The sequence below is a fragment of the Kroppenstedtia sanguinis genome (genome assembly GCF_050433445.1).
Lineage (GTDB): Bacteria > Bacillota > Bacilli > Thermoactinomycetales > DSM-45169 > Kroppenstedtia > Kroppenstedtia sanguinis.
Genome location: NZ_JBNPXF010000003.1, coordinates 56,334 through 80,915, shown reverse-complemented (window position 1 = coordinate 80,915; position 24,582 = coordinate 56,334). Strand labels below are relative to the sequence as shown.

Here is a 24,582-nt window from a genome sequence, read left to right as displayed (position 1 = left end):
CTCCTATCCAAGTCGTTGTAGTTCCTCGGATATCCCTTGGACCACATCCCGTTGAACAAAGCGGCGGGCCTGGCGAACCGCATTGTACACCGCAAGGGCATCAGAAGAACCGTGGGCCTTCACCACTGGCCCTCTCAAACCAAGGAGCGGCGCTCCCCCATGCTCTTTATAATCCATATCCTTGGCAAATCGTTTCAGGCTCGGTTTGAGGATCGCGGCGGCCAGTTTGGTGGCGGGACTTCGGGTCAGCTCCTCCTTCAGACGTCCAAAAATCGCTTTCGCCACGCCCTCCGAGTTTTTGAGAAGAACGTTGCCAGTGAATCCGTCACACACCAGCACATCGCAGTCACCTTCCATCACATTCCGCGCTTCCACATTGCCGACGAAATGGATCGGCAATTCCCGGATTCGCGCATAGGATTCAGTGATCAACGAGGTCCCTTTTCCTTCTTCGGTGCCAATATTGAGGAGGCCCACCCGTGGGTTTTCGAAGCCGAGCACTTTTTCAGCATAGATGCTACCCATCAAGGCATACTGTTCCAAGTGCTCAGGGCGTGCCTCCGGGTTCGCTCCCACATCTAATACCAGCATTCCCTTCCCATCGAGAGTGGGAAACATCGGAGCCAGAGCTGGACGCGCAATTCCATCGAGACGGCCGGTTACCATCGTGCCAGCGGCCATCAACGCCCCTGTATTCCCAGCACTGATGAATGCATCCGCTTCACCTTCCCGCACCATCCGACAACCGACCACAATCGTGGAACCTTTTTTTCGACGAATCGCCCGTACCGGCTCTTCCTCCGCTAGAATCCACTCTTCCACCGCTCTCAGAGTGAGATTGGCAGGACGTTTTCCTTTCAGCAAGGACTCAGATTTTTCCGCCGGTCCCAGAAGGATCAGTTCTGTATCCGACCACTCCTCAGCTGCATGTAGAGCTCCCTCTACCAAGGCAACTGGCGCATGATCTCCACCCATGATGTCCAATGCAATCCGCATTATTGATCCTCCTTTGAGCGGTAGACATCGAATACACCTTGAAAAACGTTCTCTTCCCCGACAAGTGTGCGAACATCCACCTGTGTGCGATGAGATGTCGCATCGACCACCTTTGCATATGCCACACATATTTCCCCTAGCCGAACCGGCCGCACAAAGCGGATCCCGGCAGTGGCGGTCAACACCAGTTCCGCGTCGACCACAGCCACCGCCAAGGAATTAGCCTGAGCAAACAGGTGGTGGCCCCTGGCGATCTGATGACGAGCAAAGACATGCTCCTCCCGGATTTCCAACTCTGAAATCCCGCTGTGATCCAATTTCAATTCCGTCACATGCCCGATCACTTCTTCTAGTCCGAGGGAGCGAACCTGATCAAAGTTTCTCTCTGCCATGTATTTAATTCGTTCTCGTAACTCGGGGATTCCCAACTCCATACGATCCAGTCGGATGGTTTGGATACTGACCTTGTACCGACGGGCCATTTCTTCGTCAGTCAAAAACGGCTCAGACTCCAGAGCCCCTTTCAACTTTTTCTGTCGCTCTCCTTTTGACAGGCGCACAGTGGAGGGGTCACCACCTTTTATCACCACGTGCTAGTACCAAGTACTAAATCAGTATAGCGGAACCCTCTCTCAATGGCAACCTCCGAAAATAAAAAGGACCCGCATAATGGGTCCCTTTGACAACCGTGATGAAGGTTAATCATTCACCACTTCATTCCCTTTGTAGTAACCGCACTCTTTGCAAACACGATGGGACAGTTTCATTTCACCGCACTGCGGGCATTTCACCATCCCCGGGACCGACAGTTTGATGTGGGTCCGACGTTTGAGCTTGCGGGTTTTGGAAGTTCTTCTTTTAGGTACTGCCATTCATTTCACCCCCTCTTAAAAATCGTCATGGGGATTATGGATCCCTGTTCAACAGTTCACCCAGTTTGGCTAACCGAGGATTCACCTGCCGGTTGTCGCACTGGCAGGAGGCTTGGTTCCAATCGGTTCCGCATGTGGGACACAACCCCTTACAGTCCTCCCGACATACCGGAGCGAAGGGGATGCTCAGCAACAAAGCCTCCCGGATAAAAGGAGTCAAATCGGTCGGCCGGTCGAGAGAGACGAGGAGGACCTCCTCCTCCCCGTTTGGTTCCACCCGGTTTTCATCATCTGTGAACACCCGATGCCAATGGGAGGATAAGGTCTGGTCAAATCCGGAAAGACACCGGGAACAACGTAAGGTCGCCTTTGCAGACTGATCCCCTTGCATATGAAACAGGCCTTGATCCTTCCAAGCCGTAATCCCCACCTTTACTGGCTCCAGTCGGATCAGATCGGAATTTTCCTTCTCGACCCCTCTCAGCCGGACTTCCTCTTCCCAGTGAAGAGGACCTGTGCTTTGATTCAACTCCCGGAATGTGAACAGCATTTACACGACTCCCTTTCAAACAGGGTAATTATATGTCACAAAACCGATTCAGTCAATGTCCGTCCTTCAGGAAGCATTTTTCCACTCTTGTTTTTTCAGAAACCCAAGCGCTTCACTTAAACTCTTCACCGGGATCACCTTCATGTTGGCACCGATCTTTTTTGCCGTCCGGATTGCTTTTTTTTCATTAGAATCTCCGGGGCGAATATCTGCAGGCACGAAAAAGATATCTGCCCCCTCCTCCTCCGCCGCCACGATCTTGTGCTGAATCCCTCCGATCTGGCCCACCTCTCCTTTCGCTGAGATGGTTCCGGTGCCAGCGACACGGTAGCCCTGGGTTAAGTCGCCGTTTTCCAACTGATTGATCACCTCCAGAGAGAACATCAAGCCGGCAGAAGGACCGCCGATCTCCTCTGCTTGAATCTTCACTTCAGGTTGGGTTTGAATCTTTCTTTCCGTCATCGGCTCGATTCCAATCCCAGGTCTACCTTCCCCACCCACTTTTCCCAGCGATCCTAACTTCACTTCGGGTGTGAGAGTTTTCCCCTTTCGAGTGAGTTCCAGTCGAACAGTCTCACCCACTTTTTTTTCACTCAGTTGTCCGATCAGATCTTCCGGACTTCTCACCGGCTTTCCATTCACCTGGTGAATCACATCCCCTTGCTTCAACACCTGTGCACCAGACATTTTTTCCAAAACCCGCAGAACCCGGACACCTAGCAACTGCTCCTTATAGGGATGCCCTGCTTCGCGAAAAGCGGCTAAAACGGCATTTTGTTGGGATTGTTTCATGATTTCCTTTTGTCTCCGCTCATACTCCACCGGATCCTCTCCCTCGACCAAAACCTGCTCTCTGGGCAACAACTCATATCGGGAATCCCATCTGGAGAGAATGGCCCCCAACAGATTGCCTTCCCGCATGGAAACGGTGGTCATGAAAAAGGCACCTTGTTCCTTGTTCTTGGAACCCTCCACCTGAATCATCGGCCGCACTTCCAGGGCAGAACCCGGCTGCATGATGTAGTAAGGTGTCGGCATCACAAACAACAACAAAAACAAGGTTGCCGTGACCACCCCGGTGATAATCCATGGCCGTCTGTACCAAGGTCTGGAATGTCCCATTCAATCCGCGCCTCCCCGCTCCACAATCAAACCTTTAATCCGATCGATCTGGAGGCGTGCTGCTTCTTCCCCCAGACGGATACACTCTTCGACATCGGTGAATGCCGTAGGACTGATATCTGTCAAATCTGGATGGATCAGCACATCTGCCTCTACCCATCTCTGATTTAGTATCTCCCGTTCCATCACGCTGAGAGTCTGTACGATTACATCAAAAATATTCTCAATACATACAGTAGTCGCCCGGGGCACCACATCCACCGCAAGGATCACCTCAGCACCCATCTCTTTTACCACGGAGACGGGCACTCGATCCATCACCCCGCCATCCACCAGGGTTCTCCCCTGCCATTGAACTGGCGCAAAAATACCGGGAATGGAGATGCTGGCCCGGACAGCCAGATCCACAGGGCCTGTTTGAAAAACCACCTGCTCCCCTCTATTCAGATCTGTGGCCACCACCCCCATGGGAATCGGAAGTTCCTCCAGGGAGCGTCCCCGTGTCAACAACCGGATCATCTCTCTCACTCTTTCCCCCCTCACAAACCCCCGTCGGGGGACGGTCAGATCCAGCCAGCGTTTTCTCGGCAAATGGACAGCCAATCCTTCAACCATCTCCCAATCCAACTCCGCCGCATAGAGGCAGCCCACTAAACTCCCCATACTGCTCCCGGCGATTACATCCACAGGAATCCCTTCTCTCTGTATCACCTTCAATACACCGATATGAGCCAACCCCCTTGCTCCTCCTGAACCGAGCGCCAGTCCCACTTTGGGTCTAGGCAAAACCATCTCCTCCTCTGCCGTGGATACACCCCATCTTTTCTCATCCTCCCGTCCTTTCATGAGACAGGCGGTCTAATTTTTTTCTCTCAGGCGTAGACATGTACCAAACTCAGTAGATGAACGGGAGGATTTGAATGGAGCCGATGAAGCAACCCTTCCAAAGCCACTTCCGCTCTCTCGCTCTAGGGGGGACCGCCCTGTTTCTCGTGGGCTCCCTCATCCTGTTTCCGGAGCAAGCTTTCAATTCTTCACTCAAGGGACTGAAAACCTGGTGGGATGTTGTTTTTCCCGCTTTACTCCCCTTTTTTATCGCTTCGGAGATTTTGATGGGATTCGGCGTCGTCCACTTTCTCGGGGTTTTGTTGGAGCCCTTGATGCGACCGATCTTCCGTGTCCCTGGGACAGCGGGCTTTGTCATGGCGATGGGACTCGCTTCGGGTTATCCCATCGGAGCCAAGCTGACCGCCCGTTTACGGGAACAAAAACTAATCACTCGATCCGAAGGGGAAAGATTGGTCTCCTTTACCAACACCGCTGATCCTTTGTTTATGTTTGGCGCTGTCGCCGTAGGCTTTTTCCATGATGTTTCCCTGGGGGTGATCATTGCAATCGCCCACTATACCTCCAGTTTGCTACTCGGATTTCTGATGCGCTTTCATGATCCTCAGGGACCTACCACCCCTGTACCAGTAAAGAGCGATGGCCATTTCTTGATTCGGGCCTATCGGGAAATGCATCAAGCCCGCATCAAAGACGGCCGCAGTCTGGGAGAGTTGATGGGGGATGCCATCACCTCATCGATCAACACTTTGATGATGGTCGGCGGATTTATCATGATGTTTTCCGTCGTGATCGAAGTACTGAGTCAAGTGGGGATCACCACATGGATATCTGCGGCAATCGGTCAGCTGTTTTCCCTCATCCGAATCCCCGCGGAACTGGCATCCCCGGTCATATCCGGCCTCTTTGAAATTACACTGGGTGCCCAAGTTGCCAGCCAGGTGCCCAACACCGTCCACATCGCCTATAAAATCACAATCGTCAGCGCCGTCACGGCATGGAGTGGCCTGTCTGTCCACGCCCAGGTGGCCAGCATCTTGAGCCGGACGGATATCCGTTACGCCCCTTACTGTGTCGCTCGCCTGATTCACGGTGTGCTCGCCGGTTGGATCACTCTGCTGCTCTGGAATCCGGTGGAACAGTATATTCGCTATTCCGACGCCACCGTCCCCGCTTTTCTCCGCCAACTTCCCGAGACTGGATGGCATGGACTGGCGGAACGGGTTTCCTTTCTGGGATGGAGAGCGATCCTGTTGCTTGGGATCTTGATTTTGATAGGAACGAGCATCCAATTTTTCAAAGGATTTCGGACGAAAAAAACCCACTGAAGAAGCGGGCAGATCAGTCAACACCCCACCCAAAAAAACCCGATGGTAGCATCGGGTTTTCAATAACCGTACTTTCCGGCAAGGGCGTTCTCCACTGCTTCCGGCACCAAACCTTTGATATTGCCCCCACCGGAAGCCACTTCTTTGACAATTCCCGAGCTGAGAAAAGAATACTGGTTGTTAGTCATCATAAACAACGTCTCCACTCGGGAATCCAACTTCCGCATCATGGATGCAAATTGCAGTTCATATTCAAAGTCGGTAACTGCTCTCAACCCCCGGATCACCACATGGGCCTCCCGTTGATGGACATAATCCACCAATAATCCATCAAAGCTGTCCACTTCCACATTCTCCATTTCCCCGGTCACTTCCTGGATCAGACGAATCCTTTCTTCCACAGAAAAAAGCGGTTTCTTTTGGGAGTTATGCAAAACGGCAACCACCACCCGATCGAACACCCTCGCTCCTCTCTGCACGATGTCCAGATGTCCATTGGTGATCGGGTCAAAGCTCCCCGGATAAACTGCCACCCGCATCCTTTGCACCTCCAGGATAATAAAGATGGATCTTTGTCTGACCGTACACCAGCTCCCGGCCTCGAGACAGATGGTGATATCGGGATTCAAGCCGGGAGTCGGCTCCTTGTTCTGCCACCAGGACCCCACAGGGTTCCAATAAATCGTGTTCTGATATATACGTCAGGAGTTCCGGCAAAAACGTTTCCCGGTAAGGTGGGTCCAGAAATATGTACCGGAAGGACAATTTTCGACGAACCAATATACGTAAAGCTGCTCTCGCATCTTTTCTGTAGACCTCAGCCCGATCTGAAAATCCCACTTTCTGTAGGTTCTGCCGAACAGTCTCCACACTGGCCGAAGCCTGGTCCACAAACACCGCCCGCTCGGCTCCCCGGCTGAGAGTCTCCAGCCCGAGAGAACCGCTGCCCGCAAACAGATCCAGCACCCCTCCGCCTTCAAAGTAAGGACCGATGATCTGAAACAGCGACTCCCGTACACGGTCTGTTGTCGGCCGTACCTTCATCCCCGGAACCGTTTTTAGCCTTCTTCCTTTGGCTTCGCCGGCAATGATTCGCATCACAACACCTACCGCTGTCAAGTTTTTGAACATTTTTTATCCTACCACAAAGGATGGAAACATGGAAATCCTGCCTTCCCAAAAAAACATCTGGATGTATGTATATTTTACCCAATATGGGCAATGATATGGATGACAGCGTCGGGAGATGCTGTCAAACCGCGGAGAAGACTTACGTTTCCCCATAAGCTCTTCCTCCGGTTTCTCCTCTCCCATTCAGGATCTGCGTACAAGCGGATCCCATGGACCTGTGGATGTCAATTTCGCAGGTCTTTTTTTGTGTTTAAAAATAAAACCTGCGGGTAAAAGATCCGCAGGCACATCATTCTTTAATCAGGGCTGTTGATGAACCATAAAGTGAATGTTGGAAGCGAAACGATCCTTTCGCTCCTCCCATTTCCCCATCGTAAAATATGGCTTGAGGGGACGGGGATGGCGGGACGGCTAGGATCTCTTGCAAAGAGCGCAAAGGCTCTTCACCGTCCCACCATCCCGACCTTAGTTCCTGCCTAAAATAGGGCGAATCAACACGCCTGTTCTTTAATATTTCCTTCTCCGACTGCGATTCCTACGGGGACGAATTCCGGAACTGTTCATATGTTCCGTTTCATCGAACAGAGAAGGGAGCTCTTCCCAATCGCGTCTGGAAGCTTTTCTCTTGGGTCTTTCCTCCCATCTTTCTCCCTCTTCCAGACGGCGGTCCGACGAATCTTCCCATTGGCGCGGACTCCGATCCATGGAAGGCACCTCTTCTTCCCTGCTGCGATCGCGAGGGGATCGACTCCAATAGGGGGAATCTTCCCGGTCCCGAGGCGAGCCACTCCAGGGTGGCGCTTCCCTTTCTCTGTCCCCGTCACGATCACGGGGCGCCTGATCCCAGGATGGAACTTCTCCTCCCCGATTCCGCTCCCGGGGAGGCGGAGCCCAGGGCGGCATTTCCCTGTCCTGCGGACGTCCCCAGTCCATCATAGGTGCGCCCCACCATTCATCCAGTCGGGGATCGCGCCGATCTCGCGGACTTCTCTCATCGGGCCGCTTGGGAGCCCCTTCTTCTCGACGAGGGGGAGGCCCAAAGGGCGCATCCCATCCGAGACCGTCGAATTCTCCACCGCGACCGCGGGGCGGGCCCGAGTTGGAAAATCCACGTGGTGGTTCCTGATCCCGGGGGGGCGGAGGAAGGAAAGGATGCTGGGGCGGCGTTGTTTGCGAAGGCAAGTGCTCCGCCAACTGTTCCATCTTGTTTTTTAACCAAGCCCAGCGTCTCGCTTCTTGTGCTTTGGAAATAGATGCCCGGCCCGGTTGTCTTTTCATGGATGGATCTCCTCCTTTCAGAGGGTGGTGATCTGGATACCGTACATTGATACGATATGTTTTCGCCCGTTGCCTGTCCCCGGCAAATGCCCATACCTCAATGCCTATTTCTCCCCTCCTCTAAACCATCCGCTTCAACATCCGGGCTTCTGTGGGAGATACCACCTGTTCATGCACCATCAGATCCAACATCCGATCTGTGTACTCCCTTTTTTTCGGGGATCTCTTCAGCTTCTCTACCTCCGCCGGTGTAAACAGGCGTTCACTGAGGGACGTCAAATACTGAACGAGCACCAATGCCCCCCGATTTTGCCGGATTCTCTTCGCTTCATCCACTGTCCGGACAATCCGTTCCACCGACAGAGCTCTTCGTCCGAGAATTCGATTCACCGTTCGGACCAAATCCGTATAAAACGCTTTGTTCCTATTCATCCACTACACCTCCCGTCTCTGGACCTCCCCATATAAATATGCAATCAGACAGAAAAAGGACATGTGGTGGAATGAGAAGAATCACCGCTGACAGGATGATATTCAAAAAACGACAAAAGAACTTAAATCCAACTCTTTTCTATGCATTTACAATATTTCACTTTTCTGGTATATTAGCCTTAGGCCAACTGCCCATTTTTTCAGGACATCCTTCTCCCTTTCAGGGACAAAAAATTCAAACAAAAATAGCTTGATCATTCCTTAAATAGATCTCCTTCAATAACCGGCCCGCAACAATCTTTCAGAGGAGGTTGGCTCATCTCGTCGGAGCTTGGTTTGAAAGGAGGGTATAACGTGGAGAGATGGATCCTGCTGTTGTCCGCTGTCGTTAGAATGTTCGAAACCCTTATGCAACTCTCTCAGCGTTACGGTGAAAGGTACAAACGAAAAAGCCGAAAAAAAAATCCCTACCTCTGACCGGCAGGGCCCGACTCATTCTGGCCCGGTGAACCCCACTCCACCGGACTTTGCAGTCACAACAACAATATATGTGTCGGGTGCATTTTTAAAACTTGTTTAGTCAAATTGGGTTCCTTCTTTTCCAACGCTTTCGATCACCTTGCGCAAAGTCCTCGGTACTCCGGCTGCTTCCCAGTCTGGAACTTCCAGGAGAGCCGCCGCATCTGCCCTGGCCACCTCCAACACACGAAAATCTCCGATCAGATCCGCCACTCGAAATTCCGGTGCTCCACTTTGTTTCACACCAAAAAAATCCCCCGGTCCCCTCAATTCCAGATCCCGCCTAGCGATTTCAAATCCATCTGCCGTATCGGTCATCACCCGCATCCGTTCCACACCCGTCTCAGACTTGGGATCCGCTACCAAAATGCAGGTTGCTTTTCCTCCGCCACGCCCCACCCGTCCACGAAGTTGATGGAGTTGGGCCAATCCAAAACGGTCTGCGTCATCAATCACCATCATTGTCGCATTGGGAACATTCACCCCCACCTCCACCACGGTGGTGGAGACGAGCACCTGGATTTGGTTGTCGGAAAAACTTTGCATCACTTCATCTTTCTCTGTCACTGACATGCGGCCATGTAACAGACCGACACGAATCGGCGCAAGGGCGACAGCAATCTCTTCAAAGACATCTTGGGCGTTTTGCAGATCCACCTTTTCGGATTCTTCGATGAGTGGACAAATCACATAGGCTTGCTGTCCTCGCTGGCAGGTCTTGCCGATCAAGTCGACTACGCGTCTCCAGACATCCCGCTTAACCCAAAAGGTTTCCACCGGTTGCCGACCTGCCGGCATTTCGTCGATGGTGGATATATCCATGTCCCCGTAGGCAGTGATCGCCAGCGTGCGGGGAATCGGGGTGGCCGTCATATGGAGGACATCCGGTGATTCCCCTTTTTCTCGTAAAACACTGCGCTGACGCACTCCGAAACGGTGCTGTTCATCGGTAATCACCAGCCCCAGGTTGTGATAATAAACATTTTCCTGGATCAGCGCATGAGTTCCTACTACCAGATCGACCAACCCCATCTGGATGCGGGATAGGACATCCCTTTTTTCCCGGGCAGTCATGTTTCCTGTCAACAATTCCAGTTGGACTCCCATCGGCGCCAGGATTTCCTTCAGGGACCGAAGATGCTGCTCCGCCAAAATCTCCGTCGGCACCATTAGCGCTCCCTGGTAACCGCTTAACCAATTGGCATACAGGACGATTGCCGCCACTACCGTTTTCCCTGAACCGACATCCCCTTGCAACAATCGGTTCATGCGGCTGTCGGTTTCCATATCCGCTAGGATTTCCTCCACCACCCGTCGCTGGGCCCTCGTTAGAGGGAAGGGAAGCTTTTCGATGAGAGCTTCTAATCTCTCCCGGTCCAAGCGGTGGGAAATCCCCTGGTCCCTTTGCTTTTGTTGTCTACGGTGCCAGAGAAGCCTTAGCTCATAGAGGAACAATTCTTCATACACCATTCGCCTGCGTGCTTGCTTCCCATCATCTCTTCCCTTAGGAAAATGAAGGATATACATGGCTTTGGCCCTGTCAAGAAGTCGATAGCGTCGCCGAATCTCTTCCGGCAAGATCTCCTCGATCTCCCGTCCAAAAGCGACAAAAGCCTGATAGATGGTCCGGCGCAACCAGGAAACCGGGATGGAGCCAGTCACAGAATAGACCGGTTCCATCCGATCGGCCCTGCCTTTGCTTTCGTCACCGATCCAAGAGCGGTCAGCAGTTAATTGCAATCGGTGGGCATCCCAGGTTCCAGAGACAATGATTTTGAGACCGGGCTTCAATTTTTTCTTTAGAAAGGGCTGATTAAACCAGACCACTCCCACATGGACCCCGTTCACTTCGATGCGGACAGTCAGCCTGGATTTTTTCTTGCCGTACCACCGGATACTGGGAGGCCCGTACACAACCCCCTCCAAAGTCGCTTTGTCCTCATGAACTGCTTTGCTGATATCGATGACTCGAAAATCGTCATACCGATATGGAAAATAGCTAAGCAGATCAGCCACGGTCCGAATCCCCAATTTTTCTAGATCTTCGGCCCGTTTTGGCCCCACACCTGGCACCTCTGTCACAGATCTCAGGTTCAAATCCATCTCACTCGGCTGGCTTCCCGAAGATCCGTTGCTCATGGGCACGACCCGTCGGGGTTGCCGCCAACCCTCCCAATGCAGTCTCTCTCAAGCTGGCAGGCATATCCCGTCCGATCCGGTACATGGCTCCGATCACCTCATCAGTGGGAATCACACTCTTCACACCGGCCATCGCCATATCCGCTGCCACCATAGCGATCGCTCCTCCCATAGCGTTTCGCTTCACACAAGGGGCTTCCACCAATCCCGCCACCGGGTCACAGACCAGGCCCAACATGTTTTTGAGAGCGATCGCCACTGCCTCTGCCGACTGGGAAGGAGAACCTCCCGCCATTTCCACCATCGCCGCCGCACTCATGGCTGTGGCAGAACCCACTTCCGCCTGACAGCCCCCTGCTGCTCCGGAAATAAAGGCATTATTTGCGATGCAGTATCCGATCGCACCACTGACGAAGAGTCCTCGCACCATTGTCTCCCGATCGGAGTTCAGCCGCTCCGCTGCAGTGAAAATACACCCAGGCAGGATTCCACAGGCACCAGCGGTCGGTGTCGCCACTACCGTCCCCATCGCGGCATTCACCTCGGAGACGGCCATGGACCGGGATACGACATCCAGGGCATCTGTCCCGGAGAGAAGGACCGGTGCTTCATTCATATAAGTCCGGATTTTCACAGCATCTCCCCCGGTGAGGCCGCTATGGGATTTCGTCTGTTCATTCAATCCCTTGTGGACAGCCTTTTCCATCACGTCCAGGTTTTTTCCCATCTGTTCAAACACAGCTTGCCTGCTTTTATTAAAGGTTTCCATTTCTTTTTGGATCATAATTTCGGAGATCGGCATCTGTTCCGATTCCGCCAGTTCCACCAATTCCGCCACTGAACGAAAGTTCATCTGCCTCCACCCCCCCAAATCTATCTATCATTGGAAAATCTACCGATCATGCTTAACTTTGAAATGGAACAAAATCGTTTTTTTCCCAGCCTCTCCCGCCATTTTAACACACCGAACCTCTCTACATGAACAACCGGCAAAAACAGCCGCCGTCTAAAAAACGGCGGCCTTTTGCCGGTCGATCCTTCCAAAGGTTTAAAGCACAGTTACTCCGGTGATATCCTCCAGGGATAAGATCTCCTGTTGAATCGGGTCCTCCACGTGCTGATCGGTTTCGATGATCATCAGCGCTTCCAAACCCTTCTCTTTTCGGGATACCTGCATATAACCGATGTTAATCTGGTGATTGGCCAGGACAGTCGCCACCTTGGCCACCGCACCATATCGGTCATGATGTGTCACCAGCAGCGCAGGGGCACTTCCAGAAAGGCTCAATTCAAAACCATTCAACTCCACGATTTCCATCTTGCCGCCGCCAATGGAGATTCCCGTCACTCCCAGATCCCCCTGATCATCCTCCAGATGAAGGTGGGCTGTATTGGGATGATCCGCCCCCTCTTCCGATTCAATGAAGGTGATCTCCACCCCTGACTCCCGGGCCATCTCCAAGGCCTGCACCATCCGTTCGTCATCGGTGTCAAAATCCAACAATCCCCCGACCAAGGCAACATCCGTCCCGTGTCCCCGATACGTCTTGGCAAAGGATCCGTACAAGGTGATGGTTACCCGTCGGGGCAACCGTCCGAACAGAGAACGGGCCGCCCTTCCGATCCGCGCCGCACCTGCGGTATGCGAACTGGAGGGCCCAATCATAATAGGACCGATAATATCAAAAACAGACCGAAATTTCATACGGGTTCCCTCCTCGCCCATACCCGGTCGCCTGCGGATTCGCCGGGTTCAGGATGTTTTGGGTAAGCAGACCACAGCGATCGTTCCCGGACCCACATGGGCCCCGATCACCGGACCGATCTCTGTGTACTCCACATGGTCCACTCGAAACGTCTCTTGGAGGCGTTCAGCCCACTGATCCGCTTCCTCCCGATTGTCTGTATACAATACGGAGACATCCTTTGCCCCCTCCGGCATGTTTTCCTGTAACATATCGAAGATACGGGAGATCGCCTTTCCCTTTCCCCGCACTTTGTCCACAGGAAAAACTTCTCCCTCGGGGTTGATGGACAGGATCGGCTTAATATTGAGCAATGAACCGACCACAGCGGATGCTTTCCCGATGCGTCCGCCTTTCTGCAGATACTCTAAGGTATCGACTAGGAAGAAAACCTGTTCCTCCTCGATGAGCCGGTTGGCGATCGCCACACACTCATCCAGGGATTTTCCTTCCTTGGCTGCCCGGGCCACCTCGACCACGATCATCCCGATGGCATAAGAGGCCTTTTTCGAATCGATCACCGTCACCTTGAGCTCATCTTCCACCATGGATTGGGCCAGCAAGGCAGACTGATAGGTTCCACTGAAAGCGGAAGAGAGATGGATGGACAGGATGTCCACATTCACATCCTTGGCCGCTTCCCGGTATGCTTCTACAAAGTCGATGGGAGAAGGCTGGGATGTGGTCGGCATCTCATCGCTTTCCTTAAGGCGGGCATAAAACTCAGACGGCGTGATGGTTACACCGTCCACATAGGATTCACCAGACAAATGCACTTTTAGCGGAACAACCGCGATCCCCAACTCCTCGATGAGATGCTTGGGAATATCCGCTGTGCTGTCCGTGATCACCTGCACTTTTGACATTCGGGCACCTCCACTGATCTTGTTATTCCACGGAGAATAAGAAATAGTAGAGGGGTTGTCCTCCGTAGTGAACCTCGCATTCCACGTCAGGATAATTTTGCGCGAGGAAATGGGTCAACTCTTGTATTTGGTTCGGGGTCACGTCTTCCCCGTAAAGAAGAGTGACCATATCCCCACCATGGGTGAGCATCCGGGTGAGGAGATCCCGAGAGGTTGCCAGCAGGTCTGCACCGACCGTTTCAATCCGGCCTTCCCAGATGCCGAGAAAATCCCCCTCTTGGATGTTTCCACCTTCATACTGGGAGTCCCGAACCGCGTAAGTAACTTCACCGGAAGAGACATCCCCGACGCTCTCCATCATACGTTTTTGGTTCAGATCCGCATTCGCTTCTTCATTGAAGGAAAGAAGAGCTGCCAAACCTTGGGGAATATTCCGGGTCGGCAGAACTGTCACCGGAACCTCCACTAGTTCCGTCACCTGTTCCGCAGTCATAATGATATTTTTGTTGTTAGGAAGTATGAAAACATGTTCTGCAGGAATCTCCCGAACAGCCTGAACCATCTCCTCCGTGCTGGGATTCATGGTTTGACCGCCCTGAATGACCACATCGACACCCAGGCTCCGAAAAATCTCCGAAATTCCGTCTCCGCTGGCCACCGCCACCAACCCATAACGTTTTTTCTCTGAAACGGAGGCCAGTTCCCCTGACTCTTGGTGTTCCGTATCGAGAATTGTGGCGTGTTGCTCCCGCATGTTGTCAATCTTGATCCGGGTCAACTCCCCATAACGCTGGGCATAAGTCAAGGTGTCTCCTGGTTGCTCGGCGTGGATGTGAACCTTGACCAGATCATCATCGGCGACGACCAGAAGGGAGTCGCCAAACCTGGCCATATCCCTGCGAAACTGCTCTTCTGAGAAAGGAGTTTCCAATAACTTGTCCGGTTTCAATTGAACAATAAATTCCGTGCAATACCCATGTTCAATATCCCCGGTTTCAAAATGGGATTGGGCACTCTGCCGGTGGGCAATCTCTCCGAGACGATTTAAATCGACAGATTCTCCGTCTGCATCGGTCATTGTGTAGGAGACTTCCTCACCGGTCAGTGCTGCCAGAAATCCTTCATAGATCCGAACAAGCCCCTGTCCCCCTGCATCGACCACGCCGGCCTGGGCCAGAACCGGGAGCTGTTCCGGGGTGCGTTGGAGAGCGCTTCGGGATTCCTTCAGAACCCTCTCCATCAACTCTGCCAAGTTTTCCGTTCGGTGAGCTGTTCGAACCGCCATCTCAGCGGCTTCCCGGGCCACGGTCAGTACCGTTCCCTCCACCGGCTTGATCACTGCCTTGTATGCCGTGTCCACACCACGCTTCAAGCCCTCGACAAACTCCCGGGAAGTTAAAATCTCCTGGTCAGCCACTCCTTTCGCAAAACCGCGAAACAATTGGGAGAGGATCACGCCAGAGTTTCCCCGGGCTCCCATGAGTAAGCCCTTGGAAAGCGCTTCCGCCAACTTCCCAACGTGGGCATTGGAAGCCGCTTCCCTTTCCAGCTCCTTTACACCGGAAGTTAGTGTCAGGTTCATATTGGTGCCGGTGTCTCCATCCGGGACCGGGAACACATTGAGCGCGTTCACTTGATCCACGCTCCCGTTGAGTCTCTTCGCTCCCGCCCGAACCATATCCAAAAACATCTGTGAATCAATCACTCGTACCAACAGTGGTCCCCCTTACTCTTCGCTCACCAACCGGACCCCTTGCACAAACACATTCACCCGGCTCACTTGGAGCCCCACCATCTGGTCCAGGGTGTATTTCACCTTGGATTGCACATTGTGGGCCACCTCGGAAATTTTGGTTCCGTATCCCACAATAATATGCATATCGATCTCCATCTGGCCCTGTTCCTCCCGGACCTCGACTCCCTTGCTAAGGTTTTCCTTGCCTAGGAGTTCCGCGATGCCGTCTTTCAATTGGCTACGGGAAGCCATTCCCACCAGACCATAACAATCCATGGCTGCAACGCCGGCGATGGTTGCGATCACATCATTGGATACTTCGATCTCTCCATAATGAGTGGATACATCCAAAGTCATGTCAAATTCCTCCCAAGCGGGTTCCATGCTCAGGCTTATTGTACAACAACCTCTGTCAGAAAAAAAGCAGACAAAACCATCTTACTCAAGGGGGAGGCTTCTTGCAAGGGAATAGTTCCTGTGCTAAAATGGTGAGGTATTTTGTTGCCCGGAGTAGTCCGCGGATTCCGGCATCCGGATCCGGGACCGGCGGGCCAGACCCGGCCCAACAGATTTTCAATTCGTTCTCCCAGACAGGACAGGAGGTGGGGAACATGGCACGTCGTTGCTATATCACCGGCAAAGAGGGGCGTACCGGTAACCAGGTCAGCCACTCACACCGGAAATCCCGTCGCAAATGGGGGGCCAACGTCCAAAAAGTTCGCATCTTGGTCGATGGCAAACCCAAACGCGTCTATGTGAGCACCAAAGCTCTCAAATCGGGTAAAGTGACCCGCGCCTAATTGGCGGTTTTTAACAAAGAAGCACCCTGCAGGGTGCTTCTTTGCTTTATTCACGGTTCAAAGTCACTAGTGGTACCTCTACTTACTTTCTTTAGTAGTAGATTCAGCCTTAAGGTACTTTTGGAACTTTTCAGGATAATCATCAGCGAACTCTGAATTCTTGTCTACTTTTAAATATCCTTGCTTTAATAGAGCTATAGCAATGTCCTCTTTATTATGATAAATAAATCCCGGAGTTGGCCCTCCTTTTTCTGGGGAATCCACGAATTTGGCGGTTACTTTGTAGTCATATTCATTTCCCAAAAAACTCATGATTTTTCGTGGTATTCGCATCTGCTCTTCTCTTTGTTTTATCTCTGGAAGCTCTACCATGATTAATTCCACTGATTTTATTAGATTTATTCCCCCCCCTTCCCATTGAAACACTGTAACACTTAATTTTTTGCTACCCACACTAAGACCATGATTAATACCTCCAACCTTCCCTGAAAAGCTCTCTTCTGACTGACATCCAGCAAAAATGAAACTGATCAATAAAAACAAAGCACCATACCGCACCATAGACTCCTCCTTTGTGTAAAAATACCGCTACCTATAGCATATCTTCCGTATTCCCATTTATAAAGATATTTTCAATATAACTCTGTTTTGGCAATAGGTTTACTTCACTGAATAGTTCGTGCTATAATTTACATGCATTTACAATAATGTGTTATTGTACATGCTAATTTTTTTTATGGAGGGATTTTTCTTGAGGAAATCGGTCAGTTTCTTGTTAGCGTGTTTCTTGGTACTCTCCCTTTTCTCTCCCGTAGCGGCCCAAAGTGGACAATCCCAAAGTGAGTTTGAGATTCAAAGCATCAACGGGGTCGTCAAAAACCATGAATTTAAGGACGTTGATTCCAGTGCGAATTTGCAAAACATACAATTATCCCAGACAGATGGATCGGCTCAAATTCAAGGGAAATTGACTTACAAAGGCCGTACTTACGATCTGTCTTTGACTGGGAATCTTTATCCTGCTACTGGCAAAGGAGCCTACGATAAAAAACTGGTTCTCGGCGAACTTAAAGGAACCAAGGATTTTAATGTACTACAATTGTGGGTCGAAAAACAGAACAAGGGGACTGTTCTCTTAAAAGAAAACCGTAGTTTGGAAGGCAAAACTATCTTGTCTTTAATTTTGGAGCATAAGAAAAGTGGAGAACGGGTCATTCTTCAAAAAGCCCTTCCTGATCAAGAGTTTACTCAGCTTTTCAGTGGTGCCCAACAGCAAGTCAAAAATCACCGAATGAAAGCCAATGAAGTCAGAGAAAAAATTGTCAACCTCATGTATATCAGCCGTAAATCCGATTTTTCAAAAATCGAAGACTCCATGGATTTCAAAATGACTGGAAAAGTGGATTCAAAAGGAAAACTCTCCGTAGAAAAACCCATTTCCATTCAAGCTGATGGTTGGACCGATATTAATGTCTCCCAAAAAGAGCTTCTTCGGTTGCTTAATGATTTAAAGGACTCTCGCCGTTATCCGAACGGTGTTCAGCTTTCCAACTATGATATCCCCGAAAGTCTATTCAAGGGATCTGGCTGGAAAAGATACCATTACATCAATTCAGAGCCGTATGGTGCCTATAATGCTAGAAGTGAAGACTATTTTTACTCCACTATTACCCAATTTTCCTACTTGAACCTCATAGCTCGCTTCAATGATGCACTTCAGGGATTCGAATCACAAACGGAAATCAATCATGGGTTGGCGCTGGAATATAACCATTTAACCGGTCAACTTCAGGTTGTATACTATGACACGGGTTTAATATTGGAGGATTTACAGATAGCCCATGGCGCATTGGAAGGAGATAATGTCTATATCAATCAACAAGTGAATGGGGTATTGTGGGAGGATCCAGACTTAGTAGCATTCGTTTGGGGATTGATTCCGTATGCAGATACAGGTTACGACATATGGGATAGCTTGAGTGGCCAGGAACTCCTAGCATTTGGTCAAGTCCATAGTTTTCAAGCGACCCCTGAAGATCAACGATTAGTTAATAACGGTAAAGTATATCGCACCATTTCAAGTGATTTTACGGGATATACGATGAGATATGAAAAACACTGGGGAGGTGTACGGGGGCAAATCTATGGTTACCCCAATATTGACTCAGTGACTTGGAGCTTTCAGTATACCGCTTCAATCAATTAATGATAAAAGACCCGCTTAAGCGGGTCTTCAAGCGTCGTTAAAATCTCGACAGCCTGCAAAGAAGCACCCTGCAGGGTGCTTCTTTGCTTTTCTTTTACGGATGTCCACTTTCCATTTTTGCATTCAGTCCGTACTTGCGGGCGATCCGCTTCACCTGCTCCCTGTAGGGGGCAGCGGCTTCTCCCCGGACCATCTCGATATAGCTGGTATAGCCCTTGATATATTCCCAGAAGTTCGGGTGATTATGGATGTTCTGCCCTTCTAGTCCATTTTGTTCCACCTGGTGCAGGAGAGCCCGAAAAGCGCGCAATTCGCCACGGTTGAGATTGGGTTTTGCATTGACGGTGATCCCGGTGACCGCCTGTCTTCGGGAGCTGCGAAGAACCCTAGTTTTCTCCTCATTCACCTCAAATCCTTCATACCGGACAATCCCCCGGGCCGTTCCTAGCAATGCCCCGATCTGCTTTACCCCGGAAGGCCAACAGGAAAAGGTGAGGTCATCAGCATAGCGAGTGTATGAAAAACCATGGGAATCTGCCAAACCTAACAACCGTTCATCCAATCGACGGCACAGGAGATTGGTGATCGCCGGACTGGTGGAGGCTCCCTGGGGCAAATGGCGATCCCCCAGGGATACATGGTAGATCTGGCCGTCAAATTCTACCTTCCGGCGGGGTGGCTCGGTGCACAACAAGGCCAACAGCGTGCTGACCGCAGGACTGTAGCCGAGGGACTGATACAATCCCTTGACCCGGGGGTAATGGACGCTGGGGAAAAAATCTTTCAGGTCCATTTTGATCACCGCTGCCTTCCCAACATGGTGGGCCGCGTTATCTACGATGCTTTTCCCCCGGACAAACCCATAGGCACAAGGGTGCACCTCTACCCGGTTCAGCAGGTGTGCCTGAATCCATTCCTGGGCCTGGCGCAGGTGTTTCTTGGGGGCGGAGAGAATTCGCTGGCCACCGCTTTTTTTGGGAATGGTGAAATGGTGATAGTGGGATATAGTCGCAGTGTCCCGGTGATAAGTCAACCATTTCAGACGTCCCAGGGGAATCTCCATCGCCTCGGCCAGCTCTTGGGGGGTATGAATCAGAGGCAACCCCAACTTCTTCAGTTTTTCCTCCTCACTCTCCAGGCGCTCCAGATCCCCGGAAAAACCTTCCCCTACATGGATCACATGCTGCTCCCGGTATTCCTTCCACTTGGCTTGGGCCTCAGCCCGCTGGCGAGCCCGCTCTTCCTTGCGTTGCGCACGCCGCCGTTTGCTTTCCTCGATCCGTTCCTGTCTCCGTTTTCGGATCATCGCCTCGAGGTCCCCCAGTTTCCGGGTCTTCTCCTCCAGGGATTCCAATTCCTTCTTCAGTTGAGCCAGCTCTTTTTCTTCCTGTGCCTGTTTCTCCAAATCTTCAGGAGGGAGGGGCTTCTCCGACCAGAAACCCATCCGGATCATTTCCCGCCGGATCACCTCGTCCCGTCCCTCCTGCATCACTCGTTCCAGCCACTCTTCACGGGAGAGGGGCTGCACTTCCCCATCATTTTTTTCCTGCAATGTTCACAACCCTTTCCCCCTGAGATCCGTTCATCGCCCGGCGGTAAAGAACCACCGTGGCCAGGATGTGCTCACAAGGCCCCTGCATCAATTTGTTCTGCTTGAAAAAGTAACAGTCACAGGCGGCCTGGACGATCCGACCTTCTCCATCCAGCTGAACTTCCGGTTGGTGGGTTCGGGATCGGACCGGCACCTCTCCCTTGAGTAGGCAATCCTCCCCTTCCCGATTTACGGAGAGGAGACGGGCCTTACCTTCCGTGATCAACTTCTCTGCCTCTTTTTCACGTGGATTGTTATATTTCAAATCATCGATGGGCAAGGGATCCCGAGTCAGCTCTCGCAATCGGAAACAACCCGTCTCCAGATCAAACATCACCCGCCCCGCATGGCACAGTTGACGGAGGGCAGACTGGGTGACGTCTTGCGAGAGTCCCGTGCGACGAGCCAACTCAGCGGAGGTGGCTGTTTTCCGTAGTTTCAGCTCGGCGAACACCCGGCTGCTGTCCATCGGAGAAACCGGGACGCCTCCCACCATCAGATCAAAATTTCCTGAGGCGGACCAATCATTTCTCGTCCAGCCGGAGAGCCCCAGTGTAAAACTGACCCCACCCAGGTCGGCGATGTAGAAACTGGGCATCCCTGTGCCGAGCAGATGAATCGTAATGCTGCGGGCGAGGGGTAACAACTTCTCCAACAGAAAGAGACGACGTCGGCCCCAAGTCCGGATCTCCCGGTCCACATCCCCTGTGTAGACGCTTTGGTTGAAGGTGAGCACTTCCCCCCAAGGATCGATCACCACTTGGACGGGTTGTCCCGGTCGCAGGCGATAGCGGAGGGAGCGGGGACCTTGTTTTTCCCGGTTTCGCCGCAGGAAGGTGCACAAATTGTAGATGTCGATGGGTTGGACCCGAAGGGAGACCGTCGGCAAGCTCATCGCCGACTGCACTTGAAGAAAACCGCGAATCCAGCTTTCCGGCACATCGATTTTCTGCTCCTTGTACACCTCCCGCCCCTCCGTGGCCACTTCAAAACCGCCGGGATCGATCTGAAACTCGGTAGGCCGATAGGTTCTCATCCGGAGCAATTCCCCGTGTAGGGAATCCGAGAAGTCGATATTGGTCGTCCCGTACTCAAACTCTGTCACATCCCGGAACATCTCTTCGTGAACGGCCAATCGTCCGTAGGAGGACTCATCCTGGGAAAAAGCTTCAAAGAAAACCTGGTCCGGAGCGACAGTGATCACCGGATCGAGGACAAACCACCCTGCCTTGTCATGGGTGTAGAGGTAATTGAAATACCGGCGCATCGCTCTATGGTAATCCCGGTTCCTCACATCGATCTTCTGTTCCAACTCCCAGACACGAGTGTGAACCTCCTGCATCCGGCTCACCCATTCCTGCTTGACCGACAATTGCTCCGCGATATCCTGAATATACTGCTCCCGCACCCAGGCCTGGTAGGCGCTGTGATCCTTCGGCTTGTACTTCAAATCGGAGACCACCACATCCCGCAAGGCGCTCATCGCATCCCGATACCGGACGGGATCGGCGATCCGTCCCCGGAAATAGGTGGGTTCCCGCCCCAGGTCCGGGGAAAAAGAGACCGTCGTCCCGCTATCACTATGACGGATCCGACTCGAGTTTGCGTATACCTGTTGAAATTGCATCGACTCTCCCCCTTCAGCTGTCTGACACCCGACCCAACGGAGTGTCCAGTCCCGGATGGCGCTCCGACAACCGGGTCAAGATCACCATCACCTTTTCAAAATCCCGCTTGCCGGCGTTTCGCAAGTAATCCTGTAACAGATGGACCGCCAACCGGGCTCGCTCCTCCTCAGCAGCACCTTCCCGCCATAACAATTCCAAGGCCAGATCCTTTGCTTTTCGGCTTCCGTTGACCTGAAACAGAACCCGTCGGAAGAAAAGTTCCATCCCTTTCAACCCCTTGGCCCCCCAATCCAGATGACCTGCTTGCTCCAGGGCGAAGAGTTGAACTTCGGGAAAGGGACTCTCTCCCAACCGCTGAACCAACTCCCGGCGATGGGGCCACATCCTGGGAAGGGTGGCCCACTGCAATCCTTGTTGCCGAACCTCGGGAAAGCTACTGTCCGCTAGACCGCAGACCAAATCTGGATCGACCGCCTCTTCCGGCACCTCCGTCTCCATCCGCCAAAACACCCACTCCCGGGTGTCCTCCCAATCGGTTTCCGCCAGATTCGCCCAATCCCCGGAGGCCAGCTCCGACAACCGGTGTTCCAGCAGACGGCGTCCCGTCTCCCTCGCCGCCGCCACCCGACTGTGAGCCAGGTCAAACAGAAGTTCCTTCGCCAGTGCATCCGGCGACGGTTCCAGCTGATTTAGCAACCGAACCCCCAATTCCTGCAATCCCGTGTCCGTGCTCTCCAACAGGGGAAGAATCCGTTCCATAGGCAAGGAGTTCAGTTTATCCCGGAAGAGATTCTCCAATACCTCCTCCCGGATCAGGTCCCGAATGGAATCCGGCGTCTCCGGTTGCGTCATCCGGGCCCAGAGACGCTGGAACAGCTCGTCTCCATGCTCCGACAGAAGTTGACTCCAGTGCCATGAATATTCCCAATGGGCAAAGCAGTCCCGCATAAACCGAAGGTGATTGTCATCTGGAATGGAGAGCAGATCCATCACAAAATCCGTATCCAGCTGAAAATACCAATAAGGATAGCGAACCAGCTTCTGTGCCGCTCCTCTCACCCTGGAGAGCTCATTGGACAAGAAAGGAAGCAGTTCCCGAACCGGGTATTTTACATCCAGATCACGACTGTTCCCTAACAGATCCAGAACCGATGCCGCCAATTCCCGGGACGCGGCTACATTTGACTCCAGCAGTTCCCCGGCGACTTCCAACAGTGGAAAGCCCTTTAAGATCTCCACCAGCGCCTCGACTTCAAGAAATAACTGGAAGCTATCCGGGGTCTCCATCAATTCCGACAGAAAGTCCCGGTCGATCTGCCAATGTTCCCGGTAAAGAACCAGCTGATTTTTGGCCACCACCCGGATGGTTTCATTTTCATGTTTTAAAAAGGGTAACAGATCCCGCTCCGTATAGGGATGACGTTGGTAATGAATGCGGTACAACACTTCCGACACCATCTCCCAGTGCATACGGGATTTCCCATTCAACAGCTGGGTAGCGATATCCAGGGTGGACAGGTGATGAAGAGGCGTCCCCAATACTTTGACCAACAGATCCGCCAACTCATGGGACACCTCCCCATCCAACCCCGGAACCTGGATCAGCTTATTCAGTACGATCCGGGTCAGCCTCAGGGATTGTTCCCAGGACCAACGGGAGACGTTCCATTCCACAAAGGAGAACGCTTTGTTTCGGACTTCTGGATCCAGAGTCACTAACATTTTCAACAAAAAGGAAAATTCCGGATGATCAGGATTCATTCGGGCGATAATCTCATCGGCGGCAAAGGCCCTTTTCACGGGCTCTTCTGCTTCCAGCAACTCCAAAAACACCTCGGAATTCAGTCCGGCGAAAAATTCCGGATTTCCTTTCTTTAGTGCCCGGATCGCAAACTGAATCACCGGTTTCGCTTTCCCGTGCACCAGGATGTGCCACAGCCGCTCCGGCACCCGGTCCCACAATTCGGGGAAGGCTTCTTCCCGCTCCTCCGGAAACCTCTCCAACTCCTCCCTCGGCCGGTCGGCCAGTCTCCATTTCCGGTTCTTATCACAGACAAACCGGGAACTGTTGCGATACAAAATCTGATTCAGCACATAAAAGTCCAGATAGCCCCCAATCTGATCATCCCGACTACTTCCCCAGAAGTGGTTCCTTGCATGATAGTGGATCAAAATCTCCGCTGCCATGCGAGTGTAGTCTGAGGCCCCTTCCCGTCCCAGGTTGCGCAAGACTCGCCAAACCCGCCGTCGAAGATAGAGATCCGTTCGGCTGGAGTAGGGACGGCCGTAGTACGAATAGGCTGAGAGGTCGAACTGGTGTGCCAGTCTTCCCCAGACTTCCGCATCCCGTCGTTGTTCCGCCAGTTTAAATACCGCCTTCAGGTAGCGGTATTGTTCCTGAGTGAACCAAGAGTACGGACTATTATTCATCCATTTGTGCAATGCCTGCCGAGCCAGGGGGCGACCATCTAGATATAAGGTCCAAAACCAAGCTGGATGGGAACGCAATTCATACCCACGCTCAAATTTGGTGAGAAAATAACGACTCCCTTGATCCAACAGTGACTGAAATTCTTTAGGCAGGGGCTCTACCGGTTCTTCTTTTCGCCACCATGCCTCAAACTTTTTTTCCTCCCCCATTTTCTCATCAGGGGCTTGTCCCTTTGGGGACTGTTCATCCATGCTCTTCCCTCCCTGGAATCATCATCCCGGTCCCGGTGACCGGGATAAAGAAAACCCGACCTTTCAAGGCCGGGTTCCCTCCCATCCGTGTTCACTAAAATTCCATCGAGTCGGTT

24 protein-coding genes are annotated in these 24,582 nt (G+C 52.2%); 4 read left to right on the top strand and 20 right to left on the bottom strand.

The window, feature by feature from the left end; all coding sequences use genetic code 11:
- Nucleotides 1-3: 3 nt before the first annotated feature.
- The 6 genes from plsX to JOD24_RS02945 form a co-directional block, all read right to left on the bottom strand.
- Nucleotides 4-996, bottom strand: coding sequence for a phosphate acyltransferase PlsX (gene plsX, locus JOD24_RS02970; RefSeq protein WP_380163844.1), 993 nt, complete (start codon nt 994-996; stop codon nt 4-6).
- On the bottom strand, nt 996-1,556 hold the full coding sequence (fapR, locus tag JOD24_RS02965; protein ID WP_380163846.1) for a transcription factor FapR: 561 nt from the start codon (nt 1,554-1,556) through the stop codon (nt 996-998). Before fapR ends, plsX begins: the two co-directional genes overlap by 1 nt.
- Before the next feature lie 138 nt (nt 1,557-1,694).
- Complete coding sequence (gene rpmF / locus JOD24_RS02960; protein WP_380163848.1) at nt 1,695-1,868, bottom strand: 50S ribosomal protein L32; 174 nt, start codon at nt 1,866-1,868, stop codon at nt 1,695-1,697.
- A gap of 34 nt (nt 1,869-1,902) precedes the next feature.
- Entirely contained in the window at nt 1,903-2,418 is a 516-nt protein-coding gene (locus JOD24_RS02955) for a YceD family protein (RefSeq protein WP_380163850.1), read from the bottom strand.
- A gap of 66 nt (nt 2,419-2,484) precedes the next feature.
- The gene (locus JOD24_RS02950) at nt 2,485-3,540 is read right to left on the bottom strand and encodes a SepM family pheromone-processing serine protease (RefSeq protein ID WP_380163852.1); all 1,056 of its coding nucleotides are present in this window, start codon (nt 3,538-3,540) and stop codon (nt 2,485-2,487) included.
- A complete protein-coding gene (locus JOD24_RS02945; RefSeq protein WP_380163854.1) occupies nt 3,541-4,332 on the bottom strand; it encodes a patatin-like phospholipase family protein in 792 nt (263 codons plus the stop codon).
- A 128-nt stretch (nt 4,333-4,460) separates the two neighbouring features.
- Between JOD24_RS02945 and ylbJ the strand changes: the two genes are divergently transcribed.
- The gene (gene ylbJ, locus JOD24_RS02940) at nt 4,461-5,714 is read left to right on the top strand and encodes a sporulation integral membrane protein YlbJ (protein WP_380163856.1); all 1,254 of its coding nucleotides are present in this window, start codon (nt 4,461-4,463) and stop codon (nt 5,712-5,714) included.
- A 59-nt stretch (nt 5,715-5,773) separates the two neighbouring features.
- Here the strand turns inward: ylbJ and coaD are convergent, their stop codons facing one another.
- The 4 genes from coaD to JOD24_RS02920 all read right to left on the bottom strand — a co-directional run bounded on the left by coaD (nt 5,774) and on the right by JOD24_RS02920 (nt 8,555).
- Nucleotides 5,774-6,253 carry a pantetheine-phosphate adenylyltransferase gene (gene coaD, locus JOD24_RS02935; RefSeq protein ID WP_380163858.1) on the bottom strand — a complete coding sequence of 160 codons (480 nt, stop codon included), beginning with the start codon at nt 6,251-6,253 and terminating at the stop codon, nt 5,774-5,776.
- Nucleotides 6,222-6,845 carry a 16S rRNA (guanine(966)-N(2))-methyltransferase RsmD gene (gene rsmD, locus JOD24_RS02930; RefSeq protein WP_380163860.1) on the bottom strand — a complete coding sequence of 208 codons (624 nt, stop codon included), beginning with the start codon at nt 6,843-6,845 and terminating at the stop codon, nt 6,222-6,224. Before rsmD ends, coaD begins: the two co-directional genes overlap by 32 nt.
- A gap of 507 nt (nt 6,846-7,352) precedes the next feature.
- A complete protein-coding gene (locus JOD24_RS02925) occupies nt 7,353-8,123 on the bottom strand; it encodes a hypothetical protein (RefSeq protein WP_380163862.1) in 771 nt (256 codons plus the stop codon).
- Nucleotides 8,124-8,243: 120 nt separating this feature from the next.
- On the bottom strand, nt 8,244-8,555 hold the full coding sequence (locus JOD24_RS02920; protein ID WP_380163864.1) for a hypothetical protein: 312 nt from the start codon (nt 8,553-8,555) through the stop codon (nt 8,244-8,246).
- A 354-nt stretch (nt 8,556-8,909) separates the two neighbouring features.
- On the opposite strand from JOD24_RS02920, the gene JOD24_RS02915 reads away from it, so the two are divergent.
- Nucleotides 8,910-9,032, top strand: a complete 123-nt coding sequence (locus tag JOD24_RS02915; protein ID WP_380163866.1) for a hypothetical protein — start codon at nt 8,910-8,912, stop codon at nt 9,030-9,032.
- 99 nt (nt 9,033-9,131) lie between these two features.
- On the opposite strand, the gene recG is transcribed toward JOD24_RS02915, so the two are convergent.
- The 6 genes from recG to JOD24_RS02885 all read right to left on the bottom strand — a co-directional run bounded on the left by recG (nt 9,132) and on the right by JOD24_RS02885 (nt 15,916).
- Nucleotides 9,132-11,177 (bottom strand): ATP-dependent DNA helicase RecG, encoded by a 2,046-nt coding sequence (gene recG, locus JOD24_RS02910; RefSeq protein ID WP_429246343.1) that lies wholly within the window; start codon nt 11,175-11,177, stop codon nt 9,132-9,134.
- Between the two features lies 1 nt (nt 11,178).
- Nucleotides 11,179-12,066, bottom strand: coding sequence for an L-serine ammonia-lyase, iron-sulfur-dependent, subunit alpha (gene sdaAA, locus JOD24_RS02905; protein ID WP_380163868.1), 888 nt, complete (start codon nt 12,064-12,066; stop codon nt 11,179-11,181).
- A gap of 195 nt (nt 12,067-12,261) precedes the next feature.
- A complete protein-coding gene (gene sdaAB, locus JOD24_RS02900) occupies nt 12,262-12,918 on the bottom strand; it encodes an L-serine ammonia-lyase, iron-sulfur-dependent subunit beta (protein ID WP_380163870.1) in 657 nt (218 codons plus the stop codon).
- Nucleotides 12,919-12,966: 48 nt separating this feature from the next.
- Nucleotides 12,967-13,824, bottom strand: coding sequence for a DegV family protein (locus tag JOD24_RS02895; RefSeq protein ID WP_380163872.1), 858 nt, complete (start codon nt 13,822-13,824; stop codon nt 12,967-12,969).
- Nucleotides 13,825-13,846: 22 nt separating this feature from the next.
- Nucleotides 13,847-15,541 (bottom strand): DAK2 domain-containing protein, encoded by a 1,695-nt coding sequence (locus tag JOD24_RS02890; RefSeq protein ID WP_429246342.1) that lies wholly within the window; start codon nt 15,539-15,541, stop codon nt 13,847-13,849.
- Nucleotides 15,542-15,550: 9 nt separating this feature from the next.
- A complete protein-coding gene (locus tag JOD24_RS02885) occupies nt 15,551-15,916 on the bottom strand; it encodes an Asp23/Gls24 family envelope stress response protein (RefSeq protein ID WP_380163874.1) in 366 nt (121 codons plus the stop codon).
- Nucleotides 15,917-16,170: 254 nt separating this feature from the next.
- Here JOD24_RS02885 and rpmB point away from each other — a divergent pair, with 254 nt between their 5' ends.
- Complete coding sequence (gene rpmB, locus JOD24_RS02880; RefSeq protein WP_188428964.1) at nt 16,171-16,359, top strand: 50S ribosomal protein L28; 189 nt, start codon at nt 16,171-16,173, stop codon at nt 16,357-16,359.
- A 78-nt stretch (nt 16,360-16,437) separates the two neighbouring features.
- Here the strand turns inward: rpmB and JOD24_RS02875 are convergent, their stop codons facing one another.
- Nucleotides 16,438-16,920, bottom strand: coding sequence for a hypothetical protein (locus tag JOD24_RS02875; protein ID WP_429246295.1), 483 nt, complete (start codon nt 16,918-16,920; stop codon nt 16,438-16,440).
- Nucleotides 16,921-17,110: 190 nt separating this feature from the next.
- On the opposite strand from JOD24_RS02875, the gene JOD24_RS02870 reads away from it, so the two are divergent.
- The gene (locus tag JOD24_RS02870; RefSeq protein ID WP_380134912.1) at nt 17,111-18,565 is read left to right on the top strand and encodes a hypothetical protein; all 1,455 of its coding nucleotides are present in this window, start codon (nt 17,111-17,113) and stop codon (nt 18,563-18,565) included.
- A gap of 94 nt (nt 18,566-18,659) precedes the next feature.
- Here the strand turns inward: JOD24_RS02870 and JOD24_RS02865 are convergent, their stop codons facing one another.
- Genes JOD24_RS02865 through JOD24_RS02855 form a run of 3 tightly spaced genes read right to left on the bottom strand, consistent with a single transcriptional unit; the run spans nt 18,660 to nt 24,466 of the window.
- Nucleotides 18,660-20,117 carry a reverse transcriptase family protein gene (locus JOD24_RS02865; protein WP_380163880.1) on the bottom strand — a complete coding sequence of 486 codons (1,458 nt, stop codon included), beginning with the start codon at nt 20,115-20,117 and terminating at the stop codon, nt 18,660-18,662.
- On the bottom strand, nt 20,101-21,783 hold the full coding sequence (locus tag JOD24_RS02860; protein ID WP_380163882.1) for an SWIM zinc finger family protein: 1,683 nt from the start codon (nt 21,781-21,783) through the stop codon (nt 20,101-20,103). The genes JOD24_RS02865 and JOD24_RS02860 overlap by 17 nt, the downstream gene beginning before the upstream one ends.
- Before the next feature lie 13 nt (nt 21,784-21,796).
- Nucleotides 21,797-24,466 (bottom strand): hypothetical protein, encoded by a 2,670-nt coding sequence (locus tag JOD24_RS02855; protein WP_429246294.1) that lies wholly within the window; start codon nt 24,464-24,466, stop codon nt 21,797-21,799.
- Nucleotides 24,467-24,582 lie beyond the last annotated feature (116 nt).

Coding starts and splice junctions, on each gene's coding strand:
- JOD24_RS02920 (WP_380163864.1), bottom strand. CDS start 8,555: ATGAATAGGAACAAAGCGTTTTATACGGATTTGGTCCGAACGGTGAAT.
- sdaAB (WP_380163870.1), bottom strand. CDS start 12,918: ATGAAATTTCGGTCTGTTTTTGATATTATCGGTCCTATTATGATTGGG.
- JOD24_RS02945 (WP_380163854.1), bottom strand. CDS start 4,332: ATGGTTTTGCCTAGACCCAAAGTGGGACTGGCGCTCGGTTCAGGAGGA.
- JOD24_RS02875 (WP_429246295.1), bottom strand. CDS start 16,920: ATGGTGCGGTATGGTGCTTTGTTTTTATTGATCAGTTTCATTTTTGCT.
- ylbJ (WP_380163856.1), top strand. CDS start 4,461: ATGGAGCCGATGAAGCAACCCTTCCAAAGCCACTTCCGCTCTCTCGCT.
- rpmB (WP_188428964.1), top strand. CDS start 16,171: ATGGCACGTCGTTGCTATATCACCGGCAAAGAGGGGCGTACCGGTAAC.
- JOD24_RS02885 (WP_380163874.1), bottom strand. CDS start 15,916: ATGACTTTGGATGTATCCACTCATTATGGAGAGATCGAAGTATCCAAT.
- JOD24_RS02955 (WP_380163850.1), bottom strand. CDS start 2,418: ATGCTGTTCACATTCCGGGAGTTGAATCAAAGCACAGGTCCTCTTCAC.
- sdaAA (WP_380163868.1), bottom strand. CDS start 12,066: ATGAACTTTCGTTCAGTGGCGGAATTGGTGGAACTGGCGGAATCGGAA.
- JOD24_RS02860 (WP_380163882.1), bottom strand. CDS start 21,783: ATGCAATTTCAACAGGTATACGCAAACTCGAGTCGGATCCGTCATAGT.
- rpmF (WP_380163848.1), bottom strand. CDS start 1,868: ATGGCAGTACCTAAAAGAAGAACTTCCAAAACCCGCAAGCTCAAACGT.
- coaD (WP_380163858.1), bottom strand. CDS start 6,253: ATGCGGGTGGCAGTTTATCCGGGGAGCTTTGACCCGATCACCAATGGA.
- JOD24_RS02855 (WP_429246294.1), bottom strand. CDS start 24,466: ATGGATGAACAGTCCCCAAAGGGACAAGCCCCTGATGAGAAAATGGGG.
- rsmD (WP_380163860.1), bottom strand. CDS start 6,845: ATGTTCAAAAACTTGACAGCGGTAGGTGTTGTGATGCGAATCATTGCC.
- recG (WP_429246343.1), bottom strand. CDS start 11,177: ATGGATTTGAACCTGAGATCTGTGACAGAGGTGCCAGGTGTGGGGCCA.
- JOD24_RS02925 (WP_380163862.1), bottom strand. CDS start 8,123: ATGAAAAGACAACCGGGCCGGGCATCTATTTCCAAAGCACAAGAAGCG.
- JOD24_RS02950 (WP_380163852.1), bottom strand. CDS start 3,540: ATGGGACATTCCAGACCTTGGTACAGACGGCCATGGATTATCACCGGG.
- JOD24_RS02895 (WP_380163872.1), bottom strand. CDS start 13,824: ATGTCAAAAGTGCAGGTGATCACGGACAGCACAGCGGATATTCCCAAG.
- plsX (WP_380163844.1), bottom strand. CDS start 996: ATGCGGATTGCATTGGACATCATGGGTGGAGATCATGCGCCAGTTGCC.